Annotated in this window: 13 protein-coding genes and 1 tRNA gene; 10 read left to right on the top strand and 4 right to left on the bottom strand. The window is 71.9% G+C overall.

Annotation, left to right across the window (positions count from 1 at the left end):
- Positions 1–15: 15 nt before the first annotated feature.
- Positions 16–1404: a diaminopimelate decarboxylase gene (gene lysA, locus BUB75_RS00440; RefSeq protein ID WP_073250218.1), complete on the bottom strand. Its 1389-nt coding sequence runs from the start codon at positions 1402–1404 to the stop codon at positions 16–18.
- A complete protein-coding gene (gene argS, locus BUB75_RS00435) occupies positions 1401–3056 on the bottom strand; it encodes an arginine--tRNA ligase (protein ID WP_073250215.1) in 1656 nt (551 codons plus the stop codon). The genes lysA and argS overlap by 4 nt, the downstream gene beginning before the upstream one ends.
- Positions 3057–3745: 689 nt before the next feature.
- On the opposite strand from argS, the gene BUB75_RS48730 reads away from it, so the two are divergent.
- The 8 genes from BUB75_RS48730 (at position 3746) to BUB75_RS00395 (ending at position 14476) form a co-directional block, all read left to right on the top strand.
- Entirely contained in the window at positions 3746–4390 is a 645-nt protein-coding gene (locus tag BUB75_RS48730; RefSeq protein WP_073252527.1) for a thioredoxin-like domain-containing protein, read from the top strand.
- Between the two features lie 24 nt (positions 4391–4414).
- Entirely contained in the window at positions 4415–5533 is a 1119-nt protein-coding gene (locus BUB75_RS46930) for a DUF305 domain-containing protein (RefSeq protein WP_218617201.1), read from the top strand.
- A gap of 1286 nt (positions 5534–6819) precedes the next feature.
- On the top strand, positions 6820–7458 hold the full coding sequence (locus BUB75_RS47485) for a thioredoxin-like domain-containing protein (RefSeq protein WP_073250210.1): 639 nt from the start codon (positions 6820–6822) through the stop codon (positions 7456–7458).
- A 142-nt stretch (positions 7459–7600) separates the two neighbouring features.
- Positions 7601–7672: transfer RNA gene (locus tag BUB75_RS00415), tRNA-Arg, on the top strand.
- A gap of 287 nt (positions 7673–7959) precedes the next feature.
- Positions 7960–12273, top strand: a complete 4314-nt coding sequence (locus BUB75_RS00410; RefSeq protein WP_178379728.1) for a SpoIIE family protein phosphatase — start codon at positions 7960–7962, stop codon at positions 12271–12273.
- Positions 12270–12599, top strand: a complete 330-nt coding sequence (locus tag BUB75_RS00405) for an STAS domain-containing protein (RefSeq protein WP_073250207.1) — start codon at positions 12270–12272, stop codon at positions 12597–12599. The genes BUB75_RS00410 and BUB75_RS00405 overlap by 4 nt, the downstream gene beginning before the upstream one ends.
- A gap of 203 nt (positions 12600–12802) precedes the next feature.
- On the top strand, positions 12803–14047 hold the full coding sequence (locus tag BUB75_RS00400) for an N-acetylmuramoyl-L-alanine amidase (RefSeq protein WP_073250204.1): 1245 nt from the start codon (positions 12803–12805) through the stop codon (positions 14045–14047).
- Positions 14048–14113: 66 nt separating this feature from the next.
- Positions 14114–14476: a VOC family protein gene (locus tag BUB75_RS00395; RefSeq protein WP_073250202.1), complete on the top strand. Its 363-nt coding sequence runs from the start codon at positions 14114–14116 to the stop codon at positions 14474–14476.
- A gap of 7 nt (positions 14477–14483) precedes the next feature.
- Here BUB75_RS00395 and BUB75_RS00390 read toward each other — a convergent pair whose 3' ends face one another.
- Together BUB75_RS00390 and BUB75_RS00385 are read right to left on the bottom strand one after the other, a co-directional pair.
- Positions 14484–15635, bottom strand: coding sequence for a damage-control phosphatase ARMT1 family protein (locus BUB75_RS00390; RefSeq protein WP_084740091.1), 1152 nt, complete (start codon positions 15633–15635; stop codon positions 14484–14486).
- A gap of 97 nt (positions 15636–15732) precedes the next feature.
- Positions 15733–16320 carry a biotin transporter BioY gene (locus tag BUB75_RS00385; protein WP_073250199.1) on the bottom strand — a complete coding sequence of 196 codons (588 nt, stop codon included), beginning with the start codon at positions 16318–16320 and terminating at the stop codon, positions 15733–15735.
- Positions 16321–16633: 313 nt separating this feature from the next.
- On the opposite strand from BUB75_RS00385, the gene BUB75_RS00380 reads away from it, so the two are divergent.
- Positions 16634–17446, top strand: a complete 813-nt coding sequence (locus tag BUB75_RS00380) for an FAD binding domain-containing protein (protein WP_073250196.1) — start codon at positions 16634–16636, stop codon at positions 17444–17446.
- A complete protein-coding gene (locus BUB75_RS00375; RefSeq protein WP_073250192.1) occupies positions 17443–20139 on the top strand; it encodes a molybdopterin-dependent oxidoreductase in 2697 nt (898 codons plus the stop codon). Before BUB75_RS00380 ends, BUB75_RS00375 begins: the two co-directional genes overlap by 4 nt.
- Positions 20140–20164: the final 25 nt, after the last annotated feature.

Here is a 20164-nt window from a genome sequence, read left to right as displayed (position 1 = left end):
TGGCAGGCTCCTTGGTCATCCGACATCCAGCCGCATGAGGTCGTCCTCCGTCTCGCGCCGGACCAGGACGTTTCCGGTCCCGTCGGCCACCGCGACCACCGGCGGCCGCGGCGTGTGGTTGTAGTTGCTCGCCATGCTCCGGCAATACGCGCCGGTCGCGGCAACGGCCAGCAGGTCGCCGGGGACCGTGTCGGACGGCAGCCAGACGTCCTTGACCACCACGTCACCGCTCTCGCAGTGCCTGCCGACCACCCGGGCCAGCATCGGTGGTGCCGTGCTCGCACGGGAGGCCAGCACGCACGTGTACTCGGCGTCGTAGAGGGCGGTGCGCAGGTTGTCGCTGATCCCGCCGTCGACGCTGACGTAGGTGCGGGTCCCGGTTCCGGTGTCGACCGGCTTGACGGTGCCGACCTCGTAGAGCGTCACGCCGGCCGGGCCGACGATCGCGCGGCCGGGCTCGACCGCGAGCCGCGGCACCGGGAGCCCGGCGGCGGCGCACTCGGTCTCGACGATCCGGCGCAGCTCCTTCGCGACGACGCCGACCTCGATCGGCGTGTCGCCGGTGACGTAGGCGATGCCGTAGCCGCCGCCGAGGTCCAGCTCGGGGAGCTCGATGCCGTGCTCGTCGCGGATCTGCCGCAGCAGCCCCACCAACCGGTGCGCGGACACCTCGAAGCCGGACGTGTCGAAGATCTGCGAGCCGATGTGGCTGTGCAGGCCGACCAGCTTCAGGCCGGGCTGGCGCAGAACGCGCGCCACCGCCTCGGCCGCTTCGCCGCCGCTCAGCGAGAAGCCGAACTTCTGGTCCTCGTGGGCGGTCGCGATGTACTCGTGGGTGTGGGCCTCGACGCCGACCGTGACCCGGACGAGGACGTTGATCGTCTTCCCGGCTCGCTGTGCCTCGTCGGCGAGCCGGACGATCTCCACCTGCGAGTCGAGCACGACCCGGCCGACACCGGACTCCACCGCGCGCCGCAGCTCGGCGGTGGACTTGTTGTTGCCGTGCAGCGCGATCTTCTCCGGCGGGAACCCGGCGGCCAGCGCGACCGTCAGCTCACCACCGGTGCAGACGTCGAGGTGGAGGCCTTCCGCCTCGACCCAGCGGGCCACGCCCTTGCTCAGGAACGCCTTGCCCGCATAGAACACGTCACCGCCGGTGAACGCCTCGGCGTACCCGCGGGCCCGCGCGCGGAAGTCACCCTCGTCGAGGACGATCGCCGGCGTGCCGAACTCGGCGGCGAGGTCACGGACGTCGACGCCGCCGAGCTGCAGGACGCCGTCCTTCCGGGTCGCACTCGCCGGCCAGATCGTGGGGTCGAGCGCGTTGAGGTCTCCCGCCGGGCCGCCGAGGTGGGGAACGGGCAGGACCTCGGCGTGGCGAGGTCCTGCCGGGTGCGCCCTCACATTCGCTCCGGTGCGGTCACGCCGAGCAGGCGGAGCCCGTTCGCGACGACCGTGCGGGTGGCCACGTTGAGCCAGAGCCGGGTCCGGTTCACGTCGGTGATCTCCTCGTCTCCCTTCGGGATCACCCGGCACTCGTCGTACCAGCGGTGATAGGTGGCCGCGAGCGACTCCAGGTAGTGAGCTACCCGGTGCGGCTCGCGCAGTTCGGCGGCGCCTGCGATGACACGAGGGAACTCCGCCAGGGCGCCGAGCAGCGCCGACTCGTACTCGTGGGTGAGCAGCTCGGGCTTGAACGCAGTCTCGTCCAGCGTGATCCCGACGTCACGTGCGTTTCGCGTGACGTTTGCGGTGCGTGCGGCGACGTACTGGACGTAGAACACCGGGTTGTCGTTGGTGCGCCGGGCCCAGAGGTTCAGGTCGATGTCGATCGACTGGTTCACGCTGGAGCGCGCCAGCGCGTACCGGGACGCGTCGACGCCGATCGCGTCCACGAGCTCGGCCATCGTGACCACGGTGCCGGCGCGCTTGGACATCCGGACCGGCTGGCCATCCTTCACCAGGTTGACCAGCTGCCCGATCAGTACCTCGATGTTGTAGTTCGGGTCGTCGCCCGCGCACGCCGCCAGCGACTTGAGCCGCCGCACGTACCCGGTGTGGTCGGCGCCGAGCATGTAGATGCAGACCTCGAACCCGCGGGCGCGCTTGTCGAGGTAGTAGGCGGCGTCACCGGCGATGTACGCGGCCTCGCCGTTGCTCTTGATGATCGGGCGGTCTTTGTCGTCCCCGAAGTCGGTGGTGCGGAGCCACACCGCGCCGTCCCGCTCGAAGATGTGACCATGTTCACGCAGCGTGGCGACCGCCCGCTCGACCGCGCCGGACTCGAACAGCGAGTTCTCGTGGAAGTACACGTCAAAATCGACGCCGAAGTCGTGCAGGCTGCGCTTCACTTCGTCGAACATCAGATCGACGCCGATCTGGCGGAACACTTCCTGCGGGTCCGGGCTCTCCAGAGCGTCGGGACGCCGGCGCAGGACCTCGGCGGCGATCTCGGCGATGTAAGCGCCGCCGTAACCGTCCTCGGGCGCCGGCTCGCTGCGCGCCGCCGCGAGCAGCGACTTGGCGAACCGGTCGATCTGCGCACCGTGGTCGTTGAAGTAGTACTCGCGGGTCACGTCGGCGCCGGCCGCCTCCAGCAACCGGGCCAGCGTGTCGCCGACCGCCGCCCAGCGCACCCCGCCGATGTGTACCGGTCCGGTCGGGTTCGCGGAGACGAATTCGAGGTTGATGCGCTTCTTGTCCAGCGTGTCCGTGCGACCGTAGGTCTCCGCGGCCTGCACGATCGTCCGCGCGAGCTCACCCTGCGCGGCGGCCTCCAGCGTGATGTTGAGGAAGCCGGGACCGGCGACGTCGGTCGTCTTGATGCCATCCGTCGTCGCGAGCGCTTCGGCGAGCCAGCCCGCCAGGTCGCGCGGCTTCACCCCGGCTCGCTTGGCGATCTGGAGCGCGATATTGGTCGCGTAGTCGCCGTGCTCCGGGTTGCGGGGTCGCTCCACCGTCACCGCGTCGGGCAGGCTCGCGGAATCGAGTCCGCGCTCGGTGAAGACAGCGCGCGCCGCAGTGAGTATCGCGGCCGAGAGGGCATCGGGAGTCACTACGTCATGCTATCGAGCGTCGCGGGGCAGCCCCGCCCGCTACCGTGGGGGCGAGCGCACGCGTGCCCCGCGGGCCGAGCGCGCGGAACGAGGCGAGATCATGGATCGTTACCTGGTCGGGCCTCGGTTGCCTGGTTTGCCGGCCCGCACGCACGGTCCGCACCCTCCCCGGGGCTTCCGCCAGAACGGCGGGCCCGCGCACGGAAGCCATGAAAGGTCCCATGCCGTCCAACACCACGCAGCGCAGGTCCGGTTCCGGTAAGCGGCCCGAGCGCGACTCGTCCGGTAAGTCGGCCTCGACCGAGAAGGTCGAGAACCCAACCGCCGAGTCCGACGCCGAGGCGACCGAGACCACCGAGGCGACTGAGACCGAGGCAACCGAGACCGAGACGGCGGCCGCTGAGGCTCCACCGGCGAAGTCGACGGCGGCGAAGTCGACCGCCGCGAAATCCACCGCTGCCAAATCGACCGCCGCGAAGTCGACCGCCGCCAAATCGACTGGTGCGAAGTCGACCGCCGCGAAGTCGACCGGCGCCAAGAGCGCGGCGGCCAAGGTCGGCGCCAGCAAGGCCGGTGCGACCAAGCCGGGCGCCGGGAAGTCCGCGCCGGGCCGTGGCGGTTCCGGCGGGGGCAAGGGCCCCGGCAAAGGCCCGGCCGGTAAGAGCGGCGGCGGCCGCGGGCGCCAGCCGGTGAAGGTCAAGAGCACGGGTCTGCCCTGGGGCAACATCGTGCTCGGCGGCATCGTCACGATCGTCGCGCTGAGCATCATCGGCTACGGCGTCTGGTACTCCTGGGACGCCAGCAAGCCGTTCGGCGAGCGGCGGTCGCAGCAGATCGACGGCGTGACGAACTACCGCGCCAAGGACGTCAAGTGGCTCACCCAGAACCACGTGGCGGGCAAGGTGAAGTACGAGACCAGCCCGCCGGTGGGCGGCAACCACAACGGCTCGTGGGAGAACTGCAACGGCGACGTCTACGCCAAGCAGATCCCGAACGAGCACGCGGTGCACAGCCTCGAGCACGGCGCGGTCTGGGTGACCTACAACCCCGACCTGCCGCAGGCGCAGATCGACAAGCTGGCCGAGAAGGTCAAGGGCAAGGACTACATGTTCATGAGCCCCTACCCCGGCCTCGACAAGCCGATCTCGCTGCAGGCTTGGGGCTTCCAGCTCAAGGTCGACAGCGTCGACGACAAGCGGATCGACGAGTTCATCACGCAGTACCGGGTGAACGCGAGCGTCGAGTCCGGCGCGTCCTGCTCCAACGGTGTCACCGTGACCGGTGACACGCCGCAGGAAGCCTCGGCGACCGACGGGATGCAGTCCGGCAGCTGACGCCGGACAGCGATTGGGGAACCAGTGGCGCACGGACGGGGGTTCGCCGGCGCACGGCGTCGGCTCGACGAGCTCGACGCGGAGGACAGGTCGGCCGGCGTCGGTGACGACGCCGCCGACGAGTCGTCGGCCGAGCTCACGATTAACGACGATGGGGACGCTGACCCGCGAGCCGCCGCGGACGTCAGCGGCCCCGAGGCCGCCGACAGCGGGTCCGGCGGCCCCGAGCTCGGCGGCGCGGGCGTTGACAGCGCCGAGCTTGGCGGCACCGGGGCCGGGGGCGGCAGGCACAGCGGGGCCGGTAGAGCCGGCCGCGCGAGGGCCGGCAGCGCCGGGCGCGGCGGGTCCGATGGCGCCGGGCGCGGCGGGTCCGATGGCGCCGGGCCCGCGAGGGCCAGCAGCGCCGGGCGCGGCAGGTCCGATGGCGCCCGGGTCGGCGAGGCCGGCTCCTTTGGGATCACCTCCTTCGAGGCCGATGACGGTGGGGACGATTACGGCGAGGACGCCGCAGTCGCCGGAAGCGCGCGGGTCCGGGCCGGGCGTCGCACGCGCATCTACCGTGCGGTGATGGCCGCGATCCTGGTGCTGGCCGTCGGGTTCGGCATCGGATTCTGGGTCGGTAGCCCGCACCGGCCCGCCGACGACTCCGCGGACGCCGGATTCACGCGCGACATGATGACCCACCACGCCCAAGCCGTCACGATGGCGTCGCTGGAGTACCGCGTCACCGACGACGCGGCGCTGCGGCAGATCGCGATCGACATCACGCTGACCCAGCAGGCGCAGATCGGCCTGATGATCGGCTGGCTGCGCAACTGGGACCTCAACCCGACCAGCACGGACCCCGCGATGGCGTGGATGCCGGACGGGGGGCGAGCGCTGATCGTCGACGGACGGATGCCCGGCATGGCCAGCGATGCTCAGCTGGAGAAGCTGCGCACGTCCACCGGCACGGTCAGGGACCAGCTGTTCATCGACCTGATGATCCAGCACCATCTGGGCGGGATCCACATGGCCGACTCCGCGCTGAAACAGGCGGAGGATGACCAGGTGCTGTACCTGGCCCGTCAGATAAAAACGTCGCAGCAGTCGGAGATCGACGCGCTGCAACAGCAGAAGAACCGGTTGAGCGGAGAGAAATGAGCTGGACGTCGCCCGGCGAGTTACCACCGCACGGGGCCGTGCCGCCCCAGCGAACCTCCCCGGACGGCTCGCCGCCGACCGACGCACCCCCGCCCAGCCCGCCGTCCCCGCCCGCCGAGGCACTAACGCCCAACGAGGCATCACCGCCCGAACAGGCACCACCGCCCGAGGCCGCAGCACCGCCCGAGGGCGCAGCACCGCCCGAGGGCGCAGCACCGCCCGAGGGCGCAGCACCGCCCGAGGGCGCAGCACCGCCCGAGGGCGCAGCACCGCCCGAGGGCGCAGCACCGCCCGAGGGCGCAGCACCGCCCGAGGGCGCAGCACCGCCCGAGGGCGCAGCACCGCCCGAGGGGGCAGCGCCGTCCGGTGGGGCAACGCCGACCGAGGGGACGTCCCCGTCCGAGGGCGCGCCGTCAGCTGAGGTACCGCCGTCCACGGTGGCGGCGCAGGCTAGCGAGGGCGCCGCGAGCGACACTTCCGCACCGCCGGCTACGGCAGAGCCGTCGGTCCTGCCACCTCCGCCTGCTCACCTGGCATCGAGCGATCCCGCCGAACCGGCGGCGAGCTTCCCTCCCGCCGGCCCGTTCCCGCCTTCGTCCGGCCACGTCACCGGCCCCGTCGCAGTTCCTGCCACTGGCGCGGCTTGGCCTCCGCCGCCCGGTTCTCCCTCCCCGTACTACGCCAGCGGGGCACCGACCGGCGTCCACGCGGCTCCCGGCTACCACGCCGCGCCCGGCTATCCCGGCGCGCCGGGGCAGCCCGCCGGCCCCGGCCAACCCAGCTATCCCGCTGCACCCCCACAAACCGGCCCCTCGGCCACGCCCGGCCAACCCAACTACCCCACCGCGCCCGGCCAGCCCGGTATCCCGGCCACGCCCGGCCAACCCAACTACCCCACCGCGCCCGGCCAGCCCGGCGCCCCGGGCGCGCCCGGCCAGCCCGGCTACCCGGCCGCACCACCACAAGCCGGCGCCCCGGGCGCACCCGGCCAACCCAGCTACCCGGCCGCACCCCCACAAACCGGCGCCCCGGGCGCACCCGGCCAACCCAGCTACCCTGCTACACCCCCACAAACCGGCGCCCCGGGCGCGCCCGGTCAGCACGGATACCCCGCTGCGCCCGGTCAGCCCGGCTTCCCGGCCGCACCTGGCCAGGGCGGATACGCCGCCGCACCGGGGCAGGGCGGCTTTGCGTCGCCGGCGCCCGTGCACGGCGGATTCCCGCCGCCCACCGGGTTTGTCCCCCCTCCCGGTGCGGCAGGTGGGTTCCCGCCACCGCCCGGTTTCGTGCCGCCCGGAGCGTCGGGCGGCCCCCTACCGGGCGCGCCGGGTGGGAAGTCGGGCGGCAAGGGCCAGCTCATCGCCGGTCTGGTCGTCGGCGTGGTGGTCCTGATTCTGCTCTGCGGCGGCGGCGTGACCGCCGGCATCTACATCGTGCGCGACGGCTCCGACGGCGGAACCAGCAGCGTCGCGATCGAGGGCGTCGTCGACTATCGCACCACCCAGCCGGAGATTCTCACCACGCAGCACGTCGCCGGCGACTCCAATTACGCCGTGAAGCCGCCGGTGGGTGGCGACCACGACGCGGTCTGGCAGAACTGCCAGGGCGATGTCTACGCGACGAAGATCGACGACGGGCACGCCGTCCACAGCCTCGAGCACGGCGCGGTCTGGATCACCTATCGCCCCGACCTCACGCCCGACCAAGTCGACTCCCTGAAGGCCCGGGTCACCGGCAAGGATTACACGTTCCTGAGTCCGTACCCAGGCCTCGAAAGCCCGATCTCGTTGCAGGCCTGGGGCTACCAGCTCAAGGTCAACGACGCGGACGACGAGCGGATCGACAAGTTCCTGGAGGAGTACCGGATCACGGCGTCGATCGAGACCGGCGCCCCGTGCAGTAACGGCACCACCGTCGCCGACTGACGAGTCCGCCCTGAAGTGTGTGCGTTCGGGCGGTGATAGCCCGCCCGAACGCACGCGCTTCCCGCCCGCGCAGAGGCGCGGATGCCGAGCGGCCCGATGCATAAGCTCTCGCGGACGGCTGCTAGGCTTTAGCCGTTCCTGAGCCCCCGTAGCTCAGGGGATAGAGCACCGCCCTCCGGAGGCGGGGGCGCAGGTTCGAATCCTGCCGGGGGCACTCATTACAACGAATCCGCGCCGTTTGGCGCGTCGACGATGCCCGGCCGCCCAGGCGGATTGCACTTAGAAGACGTATAGCCCTTCCAAATGCAATTTGCTTAGCGGCGGCACCCAGATCGGTCCCCGGCTAACGGATGTGGACACCGCGCGAGCAGCGCCGACGCGCCGTTCGGCGCCGCGTCGTTCGAGGACACACCGGAGCATCCCCCGCGCGGTAGCGTGAAGCTCATTCGTCGGCTGTTTCGTCGATCGAGTCACCCTGCGGCGGAGAGGGATGCGAGGACGATGAGCAGCAACCGAGCATCCCCATCGGCGGCCGGGCCCGACGACCCCGGGGCTAGATCCGACGACCCCGAACCCGACGGCGACACCCCGGACGACACCACCCCGGACGACACCACCCCGGACGACACCACCCCGGACAGCCACACCCCAGACGGCGACACCCCCGACGGCCCGGAACGCGACGGCCCGGAACGCGACGGCCCGGAACATGGCGCCAGCACCCCCGACGTGTTTGCCGCTGATGACGAGATCGGCGCCGATCTCGCCGACGTCGATTGGTCGGCCACGCCGCTCGGACCGCCCACCGGATGGCCGCAGAGCCTCCGCACCGCGGTGAGCATCCTGCTCTCGTCCCGCTTCCCGATGTGGATGGCCTGGGGCCCCGAGCTGACGTTCTTCTGCAACGCGGCCTACCGCCGGGACACGCTGGGCCGGAAGTACCCGTGGGCGCTCGGCCGCCCGGCCAGCGAGGTGTGGGCGGAGATCTGGAACGACATCGGTCCCCGGATCGACACCGTTCTGACCACCGGAAAGGCCACCTGGGACGAGGCGCTCCTGCTGTTCGTGGAGCGCTCCGGCTTCCCCGAGGAGTCCTACCACACGTTCTCTTATAGCCCGCTGCGCGACGACGCCGGTGCGCTGGTCGGCATGCTGTGCGTCGTCAGCGAGGACACCGAGCGGGTCATCGGCGAGCGGCGGATGGCGACGCTGCGAGACCTCGGCTCCGATCCGAGCGTCGTCCGGACCGTGCAGGAGACGCTCGCGTTCTCCAGCAGGCAGCTCGCCCGCAACCTCCGGGACCTGCCGTTCACGCTCGTTTATCTGTTCACCGACGATGCCCACGCCGAGCTGGCCGCCGCGTCCGGGATCCCGTCCGGCCACCCGATGGCCCCGAGGACACTCGCGGCCGACGGCGCAAACCATGTGTGGCCGACGGCGGCACTGGCCCGGCAGGAAACGCTGCTGGTGCCGCTCGACGCCGAAACGCCGAGCGGCGATTGGCCGGAGCCACCCACCCACGCCCTGCTCGTGCCGCTCATCCGCCAGGGTGCCGCACCGCACGGGTTCCTCGTCGCGGCCCTGAACCGCTACCGGCCCTACGACGAGGGGTACCGCGGGTTCATCGAGCTGACCGCGACGCACGTGGCGTCGGGCATCGCGAGCGCCCGCAGCTACCAGGCGCAGCAGCGGCGCGCCGAAGAGCTCGCCGAGCTCGACCGGGCGAAGACCGCCTTCTTCTCCAACGTCAGCCACGAGTTTCGTACCCCGCTGACGCTGATCACGGGCCCGCTGCAGGAGCTGCGCGACCGCCTGCCCGCCGACGACCAGCGGTCCCGCGACGACGTGGAGATGATCCACCGCAACGGCCTGCGGCTGACCAAGCTCGTGAACACGCTGCTCGACTTCTCCCGGATCGAAGCGGGCCGGATGCAGGCCCGCTACGAGCCGATCGACCTGGCGCTGTTCACCGCGGAGCTCGCCAGCGTGTTCCGCGCCGCCGTCGAACGCGCCGGCCTGACGTTCGACGTCGACTGCCCGCGCCTCGACCAGCCGGTGTATCTCGACCGTGGCATGTGGGAGAAGATCGTCCTCAATCTGCTGAGCAACGCGCTCAAGTTCACGTTCGACGGCGCGATCCGGGTGTCGGTCGCTCAGGGTGAAGCCGGCGCCGTCGTCCGGGTCGCTGACAGCGGGATCGGGGTGCCCGCGGCGGAGATGCCGCGGCTGTTCGAGCGGTTCCACCGCATCCCGACGACTCGCTCACGGTCGAACGAGGGCAGCGGCATCGGCCTCGCGCTGGTGCAGGAGCTGGTCGCGCTGCACGGCGGCACCATCGGCGCGGAGAGCGATCCGGGCGTCGGTACGACGTTCACGATCCGCCTGCCGTTCGGTTCCGCGCACCTGCCCGCCGAGCATCTCACCCCGACGACCGGCGCCGACGCTCCGACGGACGCGGCCGAGCCGTTCGTCCAGGAGGCGTTGCGGTGGCTCCCGGAGGGTTCGGACGGCACCACGGACAGCGCCACAAACAGCACCGCGGAACCGACGCCGGTCGTCCCGTCGCCCGCCGGCTCCGACGTGCCGCGAGGCCGGGTCCTGGTCGCCGACGACAACGCCGACATGCGCGACTACCTGGAGCGCCTGCTGAGCAGCCGGTACGCGGTGACGACGGTCGCCGACGGCGTCGCCGCGCTGGCGTCGGCCCGCAGCGAACCCCCGGACCTGATCGTCAGCGACGTCATGATGCCGAGCCTGGACGGATTGGAGCTGGTCACCGCCCTGCGAGCCGACCCGCGCACGGCGGGCATCCCGATCGTGCTGCTGTCGGCCCGCGCCGGTCAGGAGGCCGCGGTCGAGGGCCTGTCCGCCGGGGCTGACGACTACCTGGTCAAGCCGTTCGCCGCGCAGGAGTTGCTGGCTCGCGTCCGCGCGAACGTCGACCTGGCCCGGCTCCGCAACCACCACGCCCAGTGGCGGACCGCGCTGATCGACTCCCTGCAGGAGGGCTTCTTCGTCGCCGACGCCGACGGTTCGGTCGTCGAGGTCAACTCGGCGTTCAGCGAGATACTCGGATACCCGGCGGAGGACCTGCCGTATCCCGCGCCCCAGCCGTGGTGGCCGGATCCGCAGGACGACCCGGCCGCGCACGGGCAGGTGCTCGAGGCCTACCGGCGGGTGCTCGACGGCCCGTACGGCGACCTGATCGTCCCGCTGCAGCACCGGAAGGGCCACCGGCTCTGGGCTGCGGTGTCGATCAGCTCGGTGAACGACGACCGGGGTGCCCGGATGGTCGTCGGCACGATCCGGGACGTCACCGCCGAACGGTACGCAGCGCAACGCGACGCCGCCCTCAATGCGATGAACGAACGGCTCGCGGTGGCCCGGACCGTGCCGGAGGTGCTGCAGGCAGGCGTCGAACAATTGCGTCGGCAGTGGCAGGCGACCGCGGCGTTCGCCCGCAGCGACACGGTCACCGCCGCCGTCCCTGGCGGCGACCGGCCGCCCGCGGCGCTGGACGACCTGCGCGGCCCGGGAGCTTCGAGGATCCGGATCGACGCCACCGAGGGACGGCCGACCGGCGTCGGGGCGACGATCGACTCCACGTCCGGTCCGGTCGCGCTCTGGCTGGTGCTCAACCCGGCGCGGGGCTTCGGCACCGAGGACCAGACGCTGCTGCTGTTGCTGTGCGGCTCGCTCTCCCAGGCGCTGCACCGCGCGTACGCGTTCGACCAGCAGCGGGACGTCGCCGTCGCCCTGCAGCGATCGATCCTCGGGCCGGCCGTCCTCCCGGACGGGTTCGCCGTGCGTTACCAACCCGCGGGGCGGCCGCTGGAGGTCGGCGGTGACTGGTACGACGCGGTCGAGCTACCGGACGGCCGGATCGGGATCATGGTCGGCGACTGCGTCGGCCGCGGTCTGGTCGCCGCGACCGTGATGGGGCAGCTCCGCAGCGCCGGCCGCGCGCTGCTCCTGCAGGCGAGCGGCCCCGCCGAGGTTCTCACCTCGCTGGACCGGTTCGCTGCGCTGCTGCCCGGAGCGTCGTGCACGACCGCGTTCTGCGGCATTCTCGACGCCGAAAGCGGCCGGCTGGTCTACAGCAGCGCCGGCCACCCGCCCGGCATCCTCGCCCACCCGGACGGCCGGACCGAGCTGCTCGACGGCGGCCGCGGAACGCCGCTGGGCGTGCGTCGCAGGCTTCCCCGGACCGAGGCCGTCACGATGCTCCCCGCCCGCGCGGTCACGCTGCTCTACACCGACGGGCTCGTCGAACGTCGTGGGCGATCGATCGACCTCGGGATCGGGCGCGCCGCCGACACGCTGCGGAACCACCGCACGCTCCCGGTCGAGGACCTCGCCGAGCAGCTCCTGAGCCGGATGGCGGCGGTCGACGGCGGCTCCGACGACGTCGCGCTGCTCCTCTACGGGCATCCGGCTCCGCTCGACCTCTGCTTCGACGCCGACGCCGGTGAGCTCGTGCGGGTGCGGGCCGCTCTCCGGCGGTGGCTCGCCCGCGCAGGAGTGGGGCAGGCGACCACGCAGAGCGTCCTCGTCGCGGCCGGTGAGGCCTGCGCGAACGCCATCGAGCACGGCTACCGCGATGCCTCCGGACTGGTGCGACTCGTGGCCAGGGCCGGGGGGCAGCAGCTGGACGTCACGGTCACCGACGCGGGGACCTGGCGCGACGAGCAGACCCCGCCGGATCCGCACCGCGGTCACGGCCTCCACCTCATCCGGTCGCTGATGGGCGAAGTTACCCTGCACACCGGTGCCACCGGCACCGTCGTCGAGATGGTCACGAGGATCACGCCATGAGTACCCCGCTCCACATCGCCACCGGTCAGTCCGCGGACGGCAGGTGGCAGTTGACGGCCACCGGGGAGATCGACCTCAGCAACGCCGCCATGTTCCGGGACCAGCTCGCCGCCGCCGTGCACCCCGGTCCGCGGCTCATCGTCGACCTGACCGGGGTCGAGTACCTGGACAGTGCCGCGCTCGCCGCGCTGTTCACCCACGCGGACCGGATCGAGGTCCTGATCGCACCGCTCAACGAGTACCTGCTGACGGTGTGCGGCCTCACCCAGCTGACCGAAGTGCGGGTCATCCCGGCGACACCGTCCGCGGCCGAACATTCTGAGTAGCCCCGCGCTCTCCCAATAAACGCCCGGGTGGACCGGAGTCTCGCTCATTTGCGAGGCCCCGGAGCCGACGGGAATTGCATCGGGGCGGGCGCCCCACAGCTGATCCTCGGCGCGGGGGCGTGAGGGACATGCGACGGTGCAGAAAAACGAGCAGCGTAACTCTGGCGGGCGGTCTGCTGACGGCCGCCGCGCTCGCGGGTGGGGTGTTGCTGCCCGGCCGCGAGGCCGCGGCCGAGAACGGCCGCCGACCACCAGACACGGCCTATTGGGACGCTCGAGCGGCGGCCGCCGACGCGCCGGTCACGCTCGCCCGGCGGTTGGTGCTCGGCAGCGCCGCAGCGCCGAAGGACGGCGTCCGGTCGCTACGCGCGCAGCCACGCGAGGTTCCGCTCTCCGACGGCCATCGGCTCGCGCCGAGCGGTACGCCTCGCGTCCTGCGGGCGACGACCGGCGGTGTGCCGTTCGCCGCGGTCGGCGTGAACTGGCGACGCGACCCGCGGATCGGCGAGGTGAGCGTCGCGGTCCGCACGCGTACTCGCGACGTCGCTAAGTGGACCGCCTGGAGCACGACCGAGTACCACGGCGCCAAGAACCAGTCCGGCCGCACCGGGCCCGGTCTGCTCTGGACCGGCGACGCCGACACCCTGGAGATCGTGCTCACCAGCCTGAGCGGACCGCAGCCGACCGACGTCACCGTTGACCTGATCGACCCGGGCACCGCGGCGGCCGACACCGCGGCAGCGCTCCCGGCCGGCGGAAAACCGGCCTTCGGCGCCACCACGCTGCTCGCCGGCCTCCCGACCGCGGGGCGGCAGCCCACCAGCTACGGCAACGGCGTCGTCCGGATCTTCAGCCGGGCGGCGTGGGGCGCCAGCCCGGCGTATCTCCGGCGCTCCGCGCGGTACGCACCCGGCGTCAAGGCCGTCGTCGTGCACCACACCGCGACGACGAACAACTACGAGGCGCGCGACGTCCCCCGGATCATTCGGTCGATCTACTACTACATGTCCGTTACCGAGGAGTACGGCGACATCGGCTACAACGTGCTCGTCGACAAGTTCGGCCGAATCTGGGAGGGGCGGGCGGGCGGCGTCGATCGTGCGGTCATCGGCGTACACGCCGGCGGGTTCAACACCGGGACCTCGGGCGTCGCGCTGATCGGCGACCACGCCGACCGGCGGGTCACCGAGGCGGCCCGCGAGGCGATCGCCCGGTACGCCGCGTTCAAGCTCGGGACGAACGGCGTCGATCCGATGTCGAGGCAGCAGCTCACCGGCGGTCCGTCCACCCGGTACCGGCAGCGGACGACGGTACGGGTCCCGGCGATCTCCCCGCACCAGGAGACCAGCCGCACCGCCTGCCCGGGCGAGAAGGGCCTGGCGATCCTTCCCGGCGTCCGGGCCAGGGCGAAGGCCCTGATCGCGCGCCACGACCTGGGGTCGGCCTGACGCATGTGTTCCGTTCGGCCGGCGCGGGAACCCCGGGTGTCATCCGCGCTCCGGAGGAGGACGCCCATGGTCAGCCGCTTCGCGCAGTGGACGCTCGACGTCCGGGACGTCGGCGTGATGGCGGAGTTCTGGTCGCAGGCGCTCGGCTACGAGGTCGTGAACAGGGGCGACGACGGTTCGGCGAAGCTCTTCCCGCCGTCCGAAGCCGAGCCGACGATCTGGTTGCAGAACTCCGGCGGGGCCAAGGTCGGCAAGAATCGCTTCCACCCCGACCTGGTCACCGACGACGTCGACGCCGAGGTCCGTCGGCTGGAGGCGCTCGGCGCCCGCCGCGTCGACGTCGGTCAGACCGGTTCCGAGCCGTTCGTCGTGCTGGCCGACCCCGAGGACAACGAGTTCTGCGTCCTGCGCCGCAGTCCGCGCGGCTGAGCCCGGCCTACGAACGCGTCTGGACGACCGCGTACTCGCCGGTCGTGCGCCAGGGTTTGCCGGTGGCGTCGAGCGTCTCCACGGTCGCCTCGGTCAGCCCGACCGCGACGTCGCACTTCAACGTCCGCAGCGCCACCAGCGGACCCGGGAAGTGCGCGGTCAGCTCGGCGAACGGCGCGGTCGGGTGCCAGAGTCGGTCGCCGACCAGCCGCCGGTAGTTCAGGTCGCCCTTCACGATCGTCAGCGCGGCCTGCGCGAACTGCGCCCGGAGGTCCACCGGCATCGCGTGGTACGTGAGCGGCCCGCAGAAGAACTCGTGTGCCCGCAGCTCGAGCCGCCCGTCACGCAGGGACTCGCCGAGCCGCTCGCCGATGGTGCGCGCTCGCCCGTCGGCGGCCGCGAGCCGGGCGACGGTGGCCAGAACGTCCGCCGGGGTGGCGTCCGAAACGTAGTAGGGATGCGGTTTGACGTGCAGGACCACGCTCGTCGCCAGCCCCGCACCCAGCAGGTGGTCGAGCAGGACGAGGTCCGGCAGCAGTTCCTGGCCGGCGTTGTCGGCGATCAGGTGCGCCTGGCCGGGCGGCCGGTCGTGCAGCAGCGCACGGAACTCCGCGCTCTCGTCCACGATCAGGCCGCCGGTGCCGGACCCGGCGGACGGGCCCGCGCGGAAGCTCAGGTCGGCGCGGTTCCCCCAGAGCGACGACCGGACCAGCGCGTCCCACGTTTCGTCGGGGGCCAGGGTGTCGAGCGCCGCCATTTCCTCGTCGACGGCATCGCCGGCCAGTTCGGCGGCCTTCGTCGGGCCGAACGGGTCGATCCCGCGCCACGGGCCGGGCCGGTAGAACTCGACCGCGTCGAGGATCCGCCGGTAGAAGTAGCTCTCGGCCCAGAGGAACGGCGTCTCGCCCCAGGGCACGCCGCGGTACTCGGGGCGCCACCAGGGCCACGGCTCGTGCCGCAGTGCCTCGACGTCGGGCGCGGTGACCACCCCGGACGTCGACTCGGTGAGCAGCGTGTCCAACGCCGCGCGCTGGGCGGCGGGGCGGGGGAACGCGGTCGCGACCCGCTCGATCAGCACCGGATGGCGGCGATGGAAGACGCTCCACGGGAACGACGCCGGATCACGACTGTCGATCTCAGGTGCGAGCGTCTCGGTCACGGACCCGATCCTAAGCTCGCCCCGAGGTGCCCGGGAGAAGCAGCCCGCCCCGGCACGCGTCTTCGCAGCGCCGGGGCGGGCAGTCGGGGGTGGCGGCTCAGCCTCGGTCGAACCGCCGGACCAGCGCCCACGCACCGGGCAGGAGCACCGCCGCGAGCACGATCTTGATCGCGTCGCCGATCAGGAACGGCGTCAGGCCCAGGTCGACGGCCTTGGCGAAGCTGACGTCCAGCGACGCCATCAGCCACGGCACGCCGATCGCGTAGAGCGCGAGGTTGCCGGCGATCATCAGCGGCACCGCCCGCAGCGGGGTCCGGTCGGCACCGCGCTTCGCGAGCGCGCCGACGACGGCCGCGGCCAGGATGAAGCCGAGGACGAACCCGAACGACGGCATCGACCAGCCGGACGTCTGCTGGGCGAACCACGGCACGCCCGCCATGCCGACCAGGGCGTAGACGAGCATGCCCAGGACGCCGCGGGCCGGACCGAGCGCGGCGACCGAGAGCAGCACCGCGAACGTCTGGCCGGTGAGCGGGACGGGGGTGAACGAGAGCGGGATCGCGATCTGCGCGAAGAGCCCCACGAAGAGTGCCGACCCGCCGACGAGGGCGGCATCCCGAACGAGCCCACCGGGAAGAACATCGGCGAGGACCCGCGGGGATCGGGTGACGCTAAGGGTGGTCATGAGCCTCCTGCCTAAAACAACCGTCAGCAGGCTAATTACACGGTGAATGCACCTTCCAGCGCGTTCCGCGACGAACGTCACGTCCGCTGGCTTGTGGGATTCCTCCAACAGCGGGGCCTGTGGGATCACCCAGCGACCGTCACCGCGACGCCGGACGCGTTTGGAGAGAACGCCAGTAGCCCGCCGCCGCACCCGGTGATCTGATGGTGAACAGAAGGCCGCGCGTCCGGTAGCGATCGGTGCCCCCTCCCCGTCGACCGGCGACGACGCCGAGCGGGCCCTCAGCGACAAATACGATGAAACAGGTGCACTTGTGGACCTGAACACGATCGACGAGATCACCGGCGCCGCCGACGCCGGTGTCTGGCGTGCCGGTGACGGCTGGCTGGCCGGAGGCACGTACCTGTTCTCCGAGCCGCAGCCGCACCTGCACCGCCTGCGGGACCTCACGACGCTCGGCTGGCCCGCGCTGACCGCGACGCCCGACGGCCTGCAGATCGCTGCGACCTGCACTATTGCCGAGCTAGCGAGGTTGGCGGCGCCGACCTGGCCGGTCTGCGACCCGCTGTTCCGGCAGTGCGCCGACGCGTTCCTCGCGAGCTTCAAGATCCAGAACGTCGCCACGGTCGGTGGCAACCTCTGTGCGGCGTTGCCGGCCGGTCCGATGACGTCGCTGACCGCGGCGCTCGACGGCCGGTGCACGCTCGAGTCGCTGGACGGCACCCACCGCCAGCTCGCAGTGACCGATTTCGTCACGGGCGACGGCACCACCGCACTCCGCCCCGGGGAGTTTCTCCGCTCGATCGTCCTCCCGGCGACCGCGCTGACCGGACGGGCAGCGTTCCGGCAGGGTTCGCTGCACCCGCTCGGGCGCTCGGCGGCGCTGGTGATCGGCCGGATCGACGCCGGCACGGAAACACTCGTCCTCACGGTCACCGCGTCCACCTGCCGACCGATCCAGTTCCGGTTCGCGCAGCTGCCGACCACCGCCGAACTCCGGGCGGCGATCGACGCGCTCCCGGCCGACGTCTGGGTGGACGACGTCCACGGCGCCCCCGCGTGGCGGCGGCACCTCACCGAGCGGTTCGCGGCCGAGGTCCGCGACGAGCTGGCGGTGGGACGATGAGCGTCACGGTCAACGGCAGGCCCTACGACGAGAAGCCCCGGCCCGGCCAGTGCCTCCGCACCCACCTGCGCGATCTGGGCCACTACGGCGTCAAAAAGGGCTGCGACGCGGGTGACTGCGGCGCCTGCACCGTGCACGTCGACGGCATGCCGGTGCACAGTTGCGTCTATCCGGCGGTCCGCGCCCAGGGGCACGAGGTCACGACGATCGAGGGCCTGGCCCCCGAGGGCGGCCTGCACAAAATCCAGCAGCGCTTCCTCGACGCGCAGGGATTCCAGTGCGGCTTCTGCACCGCGGGCTTCGTGATGACGACCGCCGCGCTGGACGAACGGCAGCTCGACGACCTGCCGCGGGCGTTCAAGGGCAACCTCTGCCGCTGCACCGGCTACCGCGCGATTTCCGACGCCGTGTGCGGCGTCAAACACACCGAGGACGCCGCCGTCGGTGGTAACGCTCCGGCACCGGCCGGTCCGCAGGTGGTCACCGGCGCCGCGCGGTACACGTTCGATCTCGACGTCCCCGGGCTGCTGCACCTCAAGGTGCTCCGGTCGCCGCACGCCCACGCGCGGATCGTCCGCATCGACACCAGCGCCGCGACGAACGTCCCGGGAGTGCACGCCGTACTCACCCATGAGGACGCCCCGAGAGCACGGTTCTCCACCGGTCGGCACGAGCGCCCGCAGGACGACCCGCTCGACACCCGGGTCCTCGACGACGTCGTCCGGTTCCGCGGTCAGCGGGTCGCGGCGGTGGTGGCCGAGTCGGAGGGCGCCGCGGAGGAGGCCTGCCGCCGGATCGTCGTCGAGTACGACGTCCGACCTGCGGTTTTTGACGCGGAGGAGGCGTTGCAACCGGGCGCACCGGTCCTGCATCCGGACAAGGGGCCCGGCGATGGAATCGCCCGCGCCGAGGGCAACGTCGCAGGCGAGGTGCACGGCGAGATCGGTGACGTCGCGGCGGGCCTCGCCGAGGCCGACGAGGTCTTCGCGGGGACGTTCGTCACCCAGCGGGTGCAGCACGCGAGCCTGGAGACCCACGGCTCGATGGCCTGGTTCGACGACGCGGGCCGGCTCGTCGTCCGGTCGAGCAGCCAGGTGCCGTTCCTGACCCGGCGGGCGCTGTGCGCGCTGTTCGACCTGCCGCTCGACCAGGTGCGGGTGGTCACCGGGCGGGTGGGCGGTGGGTTCGGCGGCAAGCAGGAGATGCTGGCCGAGGATCTGGTGGCGCTGGCCGCGCTCACGGTGAAGCGCCCGGTCAAGTACGAGTACACCCGCTCCGAGCAGTTCGAGGCGGCCACCACCCGGCATCCGTTCACGGTCGGTGTCCGGCTGGGCGCGAAGAAGGACGGAACGCTCACCGCGATCGACCTGCGGGTCGTCTCGAACACCGGCGCCTACGGGAACCACGGTCCGGGGGTGCTGTTCCACGCCTGCGGCGAGTCGATGGCCGTCTACCGCTGCGCGAACAAGAAGGTCGAGGGGTACGCGGTCTACACGAACACGCTGCCGTCCGGGGCCTTCCGCGGCTACGGCCTCGGGCAGGTGCTGTTCGCGCTCGAGTCGGCGATCGACGAGCTGGCGCGCACGCTGGGCCTCGACCCGGTGGCGTTCCGGGCCCGGAACGCCATCCGGGTCGGTGAACCGCTGGTCACACCCGCCGGGCAGGAGGCCGACATCAGCGTCGCCAGTTCCGGCCTCGACCAGTGCCTGGCGATCTTGGACGAGGCCAGGCGCGATCCGGCACCGGAAGCCCCCGACGGCTGGCTCGTCGGCGACGGCTCGGCGATCGCGATGATCGCGACCACTCCCCCGAACGGCCACTACGCCGACGCGAAGCTCACGCTGCTGCCGGACGGCCGCTACGAGCTGCTGGTGGGCACCGCGGAGTTCGGCAACGGCAGCACGACCGTGCATCAGCAGATCGTCGCCGAGACGCTGGGCACGACCACCGACCGGGTGACGGTCCGGCAGTCCGACACCGACCTGGTCGGGCACGACACCGGCGCGTTCGGTTCGACCGGGACGACGGTCGCGGGTAACGCGGTGCTGGCCGCGAGCAGGGTCCTCCGCGACCGCCTGCTCGCGGCGGCGGCCGCCCGCGCCGAGACCCCGGTGGCGGCGTGTCGCCTGGACGCGGACGCGGTGCTCGCCGGCGCCACCCGCATTCCGTTGAAGGACCTCGTCGAGGCGGCCGGAGCCCCGTTCACCGCCGACGGCCACTTCGACGGCACGCCGCGGTCGGTGGCGTTCAACGCGCACTGGTTCCGGGTGGCGGTCGACCCCGGCACCGGCGAGATCCGCATCCTGCGCAGCGTCCACGCCGCCGACGCGGGCCGGGTGATGAACCCGATGCAGTGCCGGGGGCAGATCGAGGGCGGCGTCGCCCAGGCGCTCGGCGCGACGCTCTACGAGAAGGTCCGCCTGGATGCCGACGGCGCGGTGGTGAACCCGACGTTCCGCACCTATCACCTGCCGGCGTTCGCCGACGTGCCGAAGACGGAGGTGCACTTCGTGAGAGACGTGCATGATCCGGTCGGCCCGCTCGGAGCGAAGTCGATGAGCGAGAGCCCGTTCAACCCGGTGGCTCCGGCGCTGGCCAACGCGGTGCGGGATGCGACCGGTGTCCGGTTCACCGAGCTCCCGCTGGCCCGCGACGTGGTCTGGCAGACGCTGGTTCACGCACGAGGCGCCTGAGCCGCAGTGCGGGAGGTGTAACCAG

Origin of the sequence: Cryptosporangium aurantiacum (assembly GCF_900143005.1) — a bacterium.
GTDB lineage: Bacteria > Actinomycetota > Actinomycetes > Mycobacteriales > Cryptosporangiaceae > Cryptosporangium > Cryptosporangium aurantiacum.
The sequence above is the reverse complement of the archived record's forward strand: the minus strand, read 5'-3'. Positions and strand labels throughout refer to the sequence as shown.

What these genes read in the sequence shown, in the direction of transcription:
- BUB75_RS00385 (WP_073250199.1), bottom strand. Translation starts at nt 16,320, where the DNA reads ATGACCACCCTTAGCGTCACCCGATCCCCGCGGGTCCTCGCCGATGTT.
- BUB75_RS00375 (WP_073250192.1), top strand. Translation starts at nt 17,443, where the DNA reads ATGAGCGTCACGGTCAACGGCAGGCCCTACGACGAGAAGCCCCGGCCC.
- BUB75_RS00395 (WP_073250202.1), top strand. Translation starts at nt 14,114, where the DNA reads ATGGTCAGCCGCTTCGCGCAGTGGACGCTCGACGTCCGGGACGTCGGC.
- BUB75_RS00410 (WP_178379728.1), top strand. Translation starts at nt 7,960, where the DNA reads ATGAGCAGCAACCGAGCATCCCCATCGGCGGCCGGGCCCGACGACCCC.
- BUB75_RS00405 (WP_073250207.1), top strand. Translation starts at nt 12,270, where the DNA reads ATGAGTACCCCGCTCCACATCGCCACCGGTCAGTCCGCGGACGGCAGG.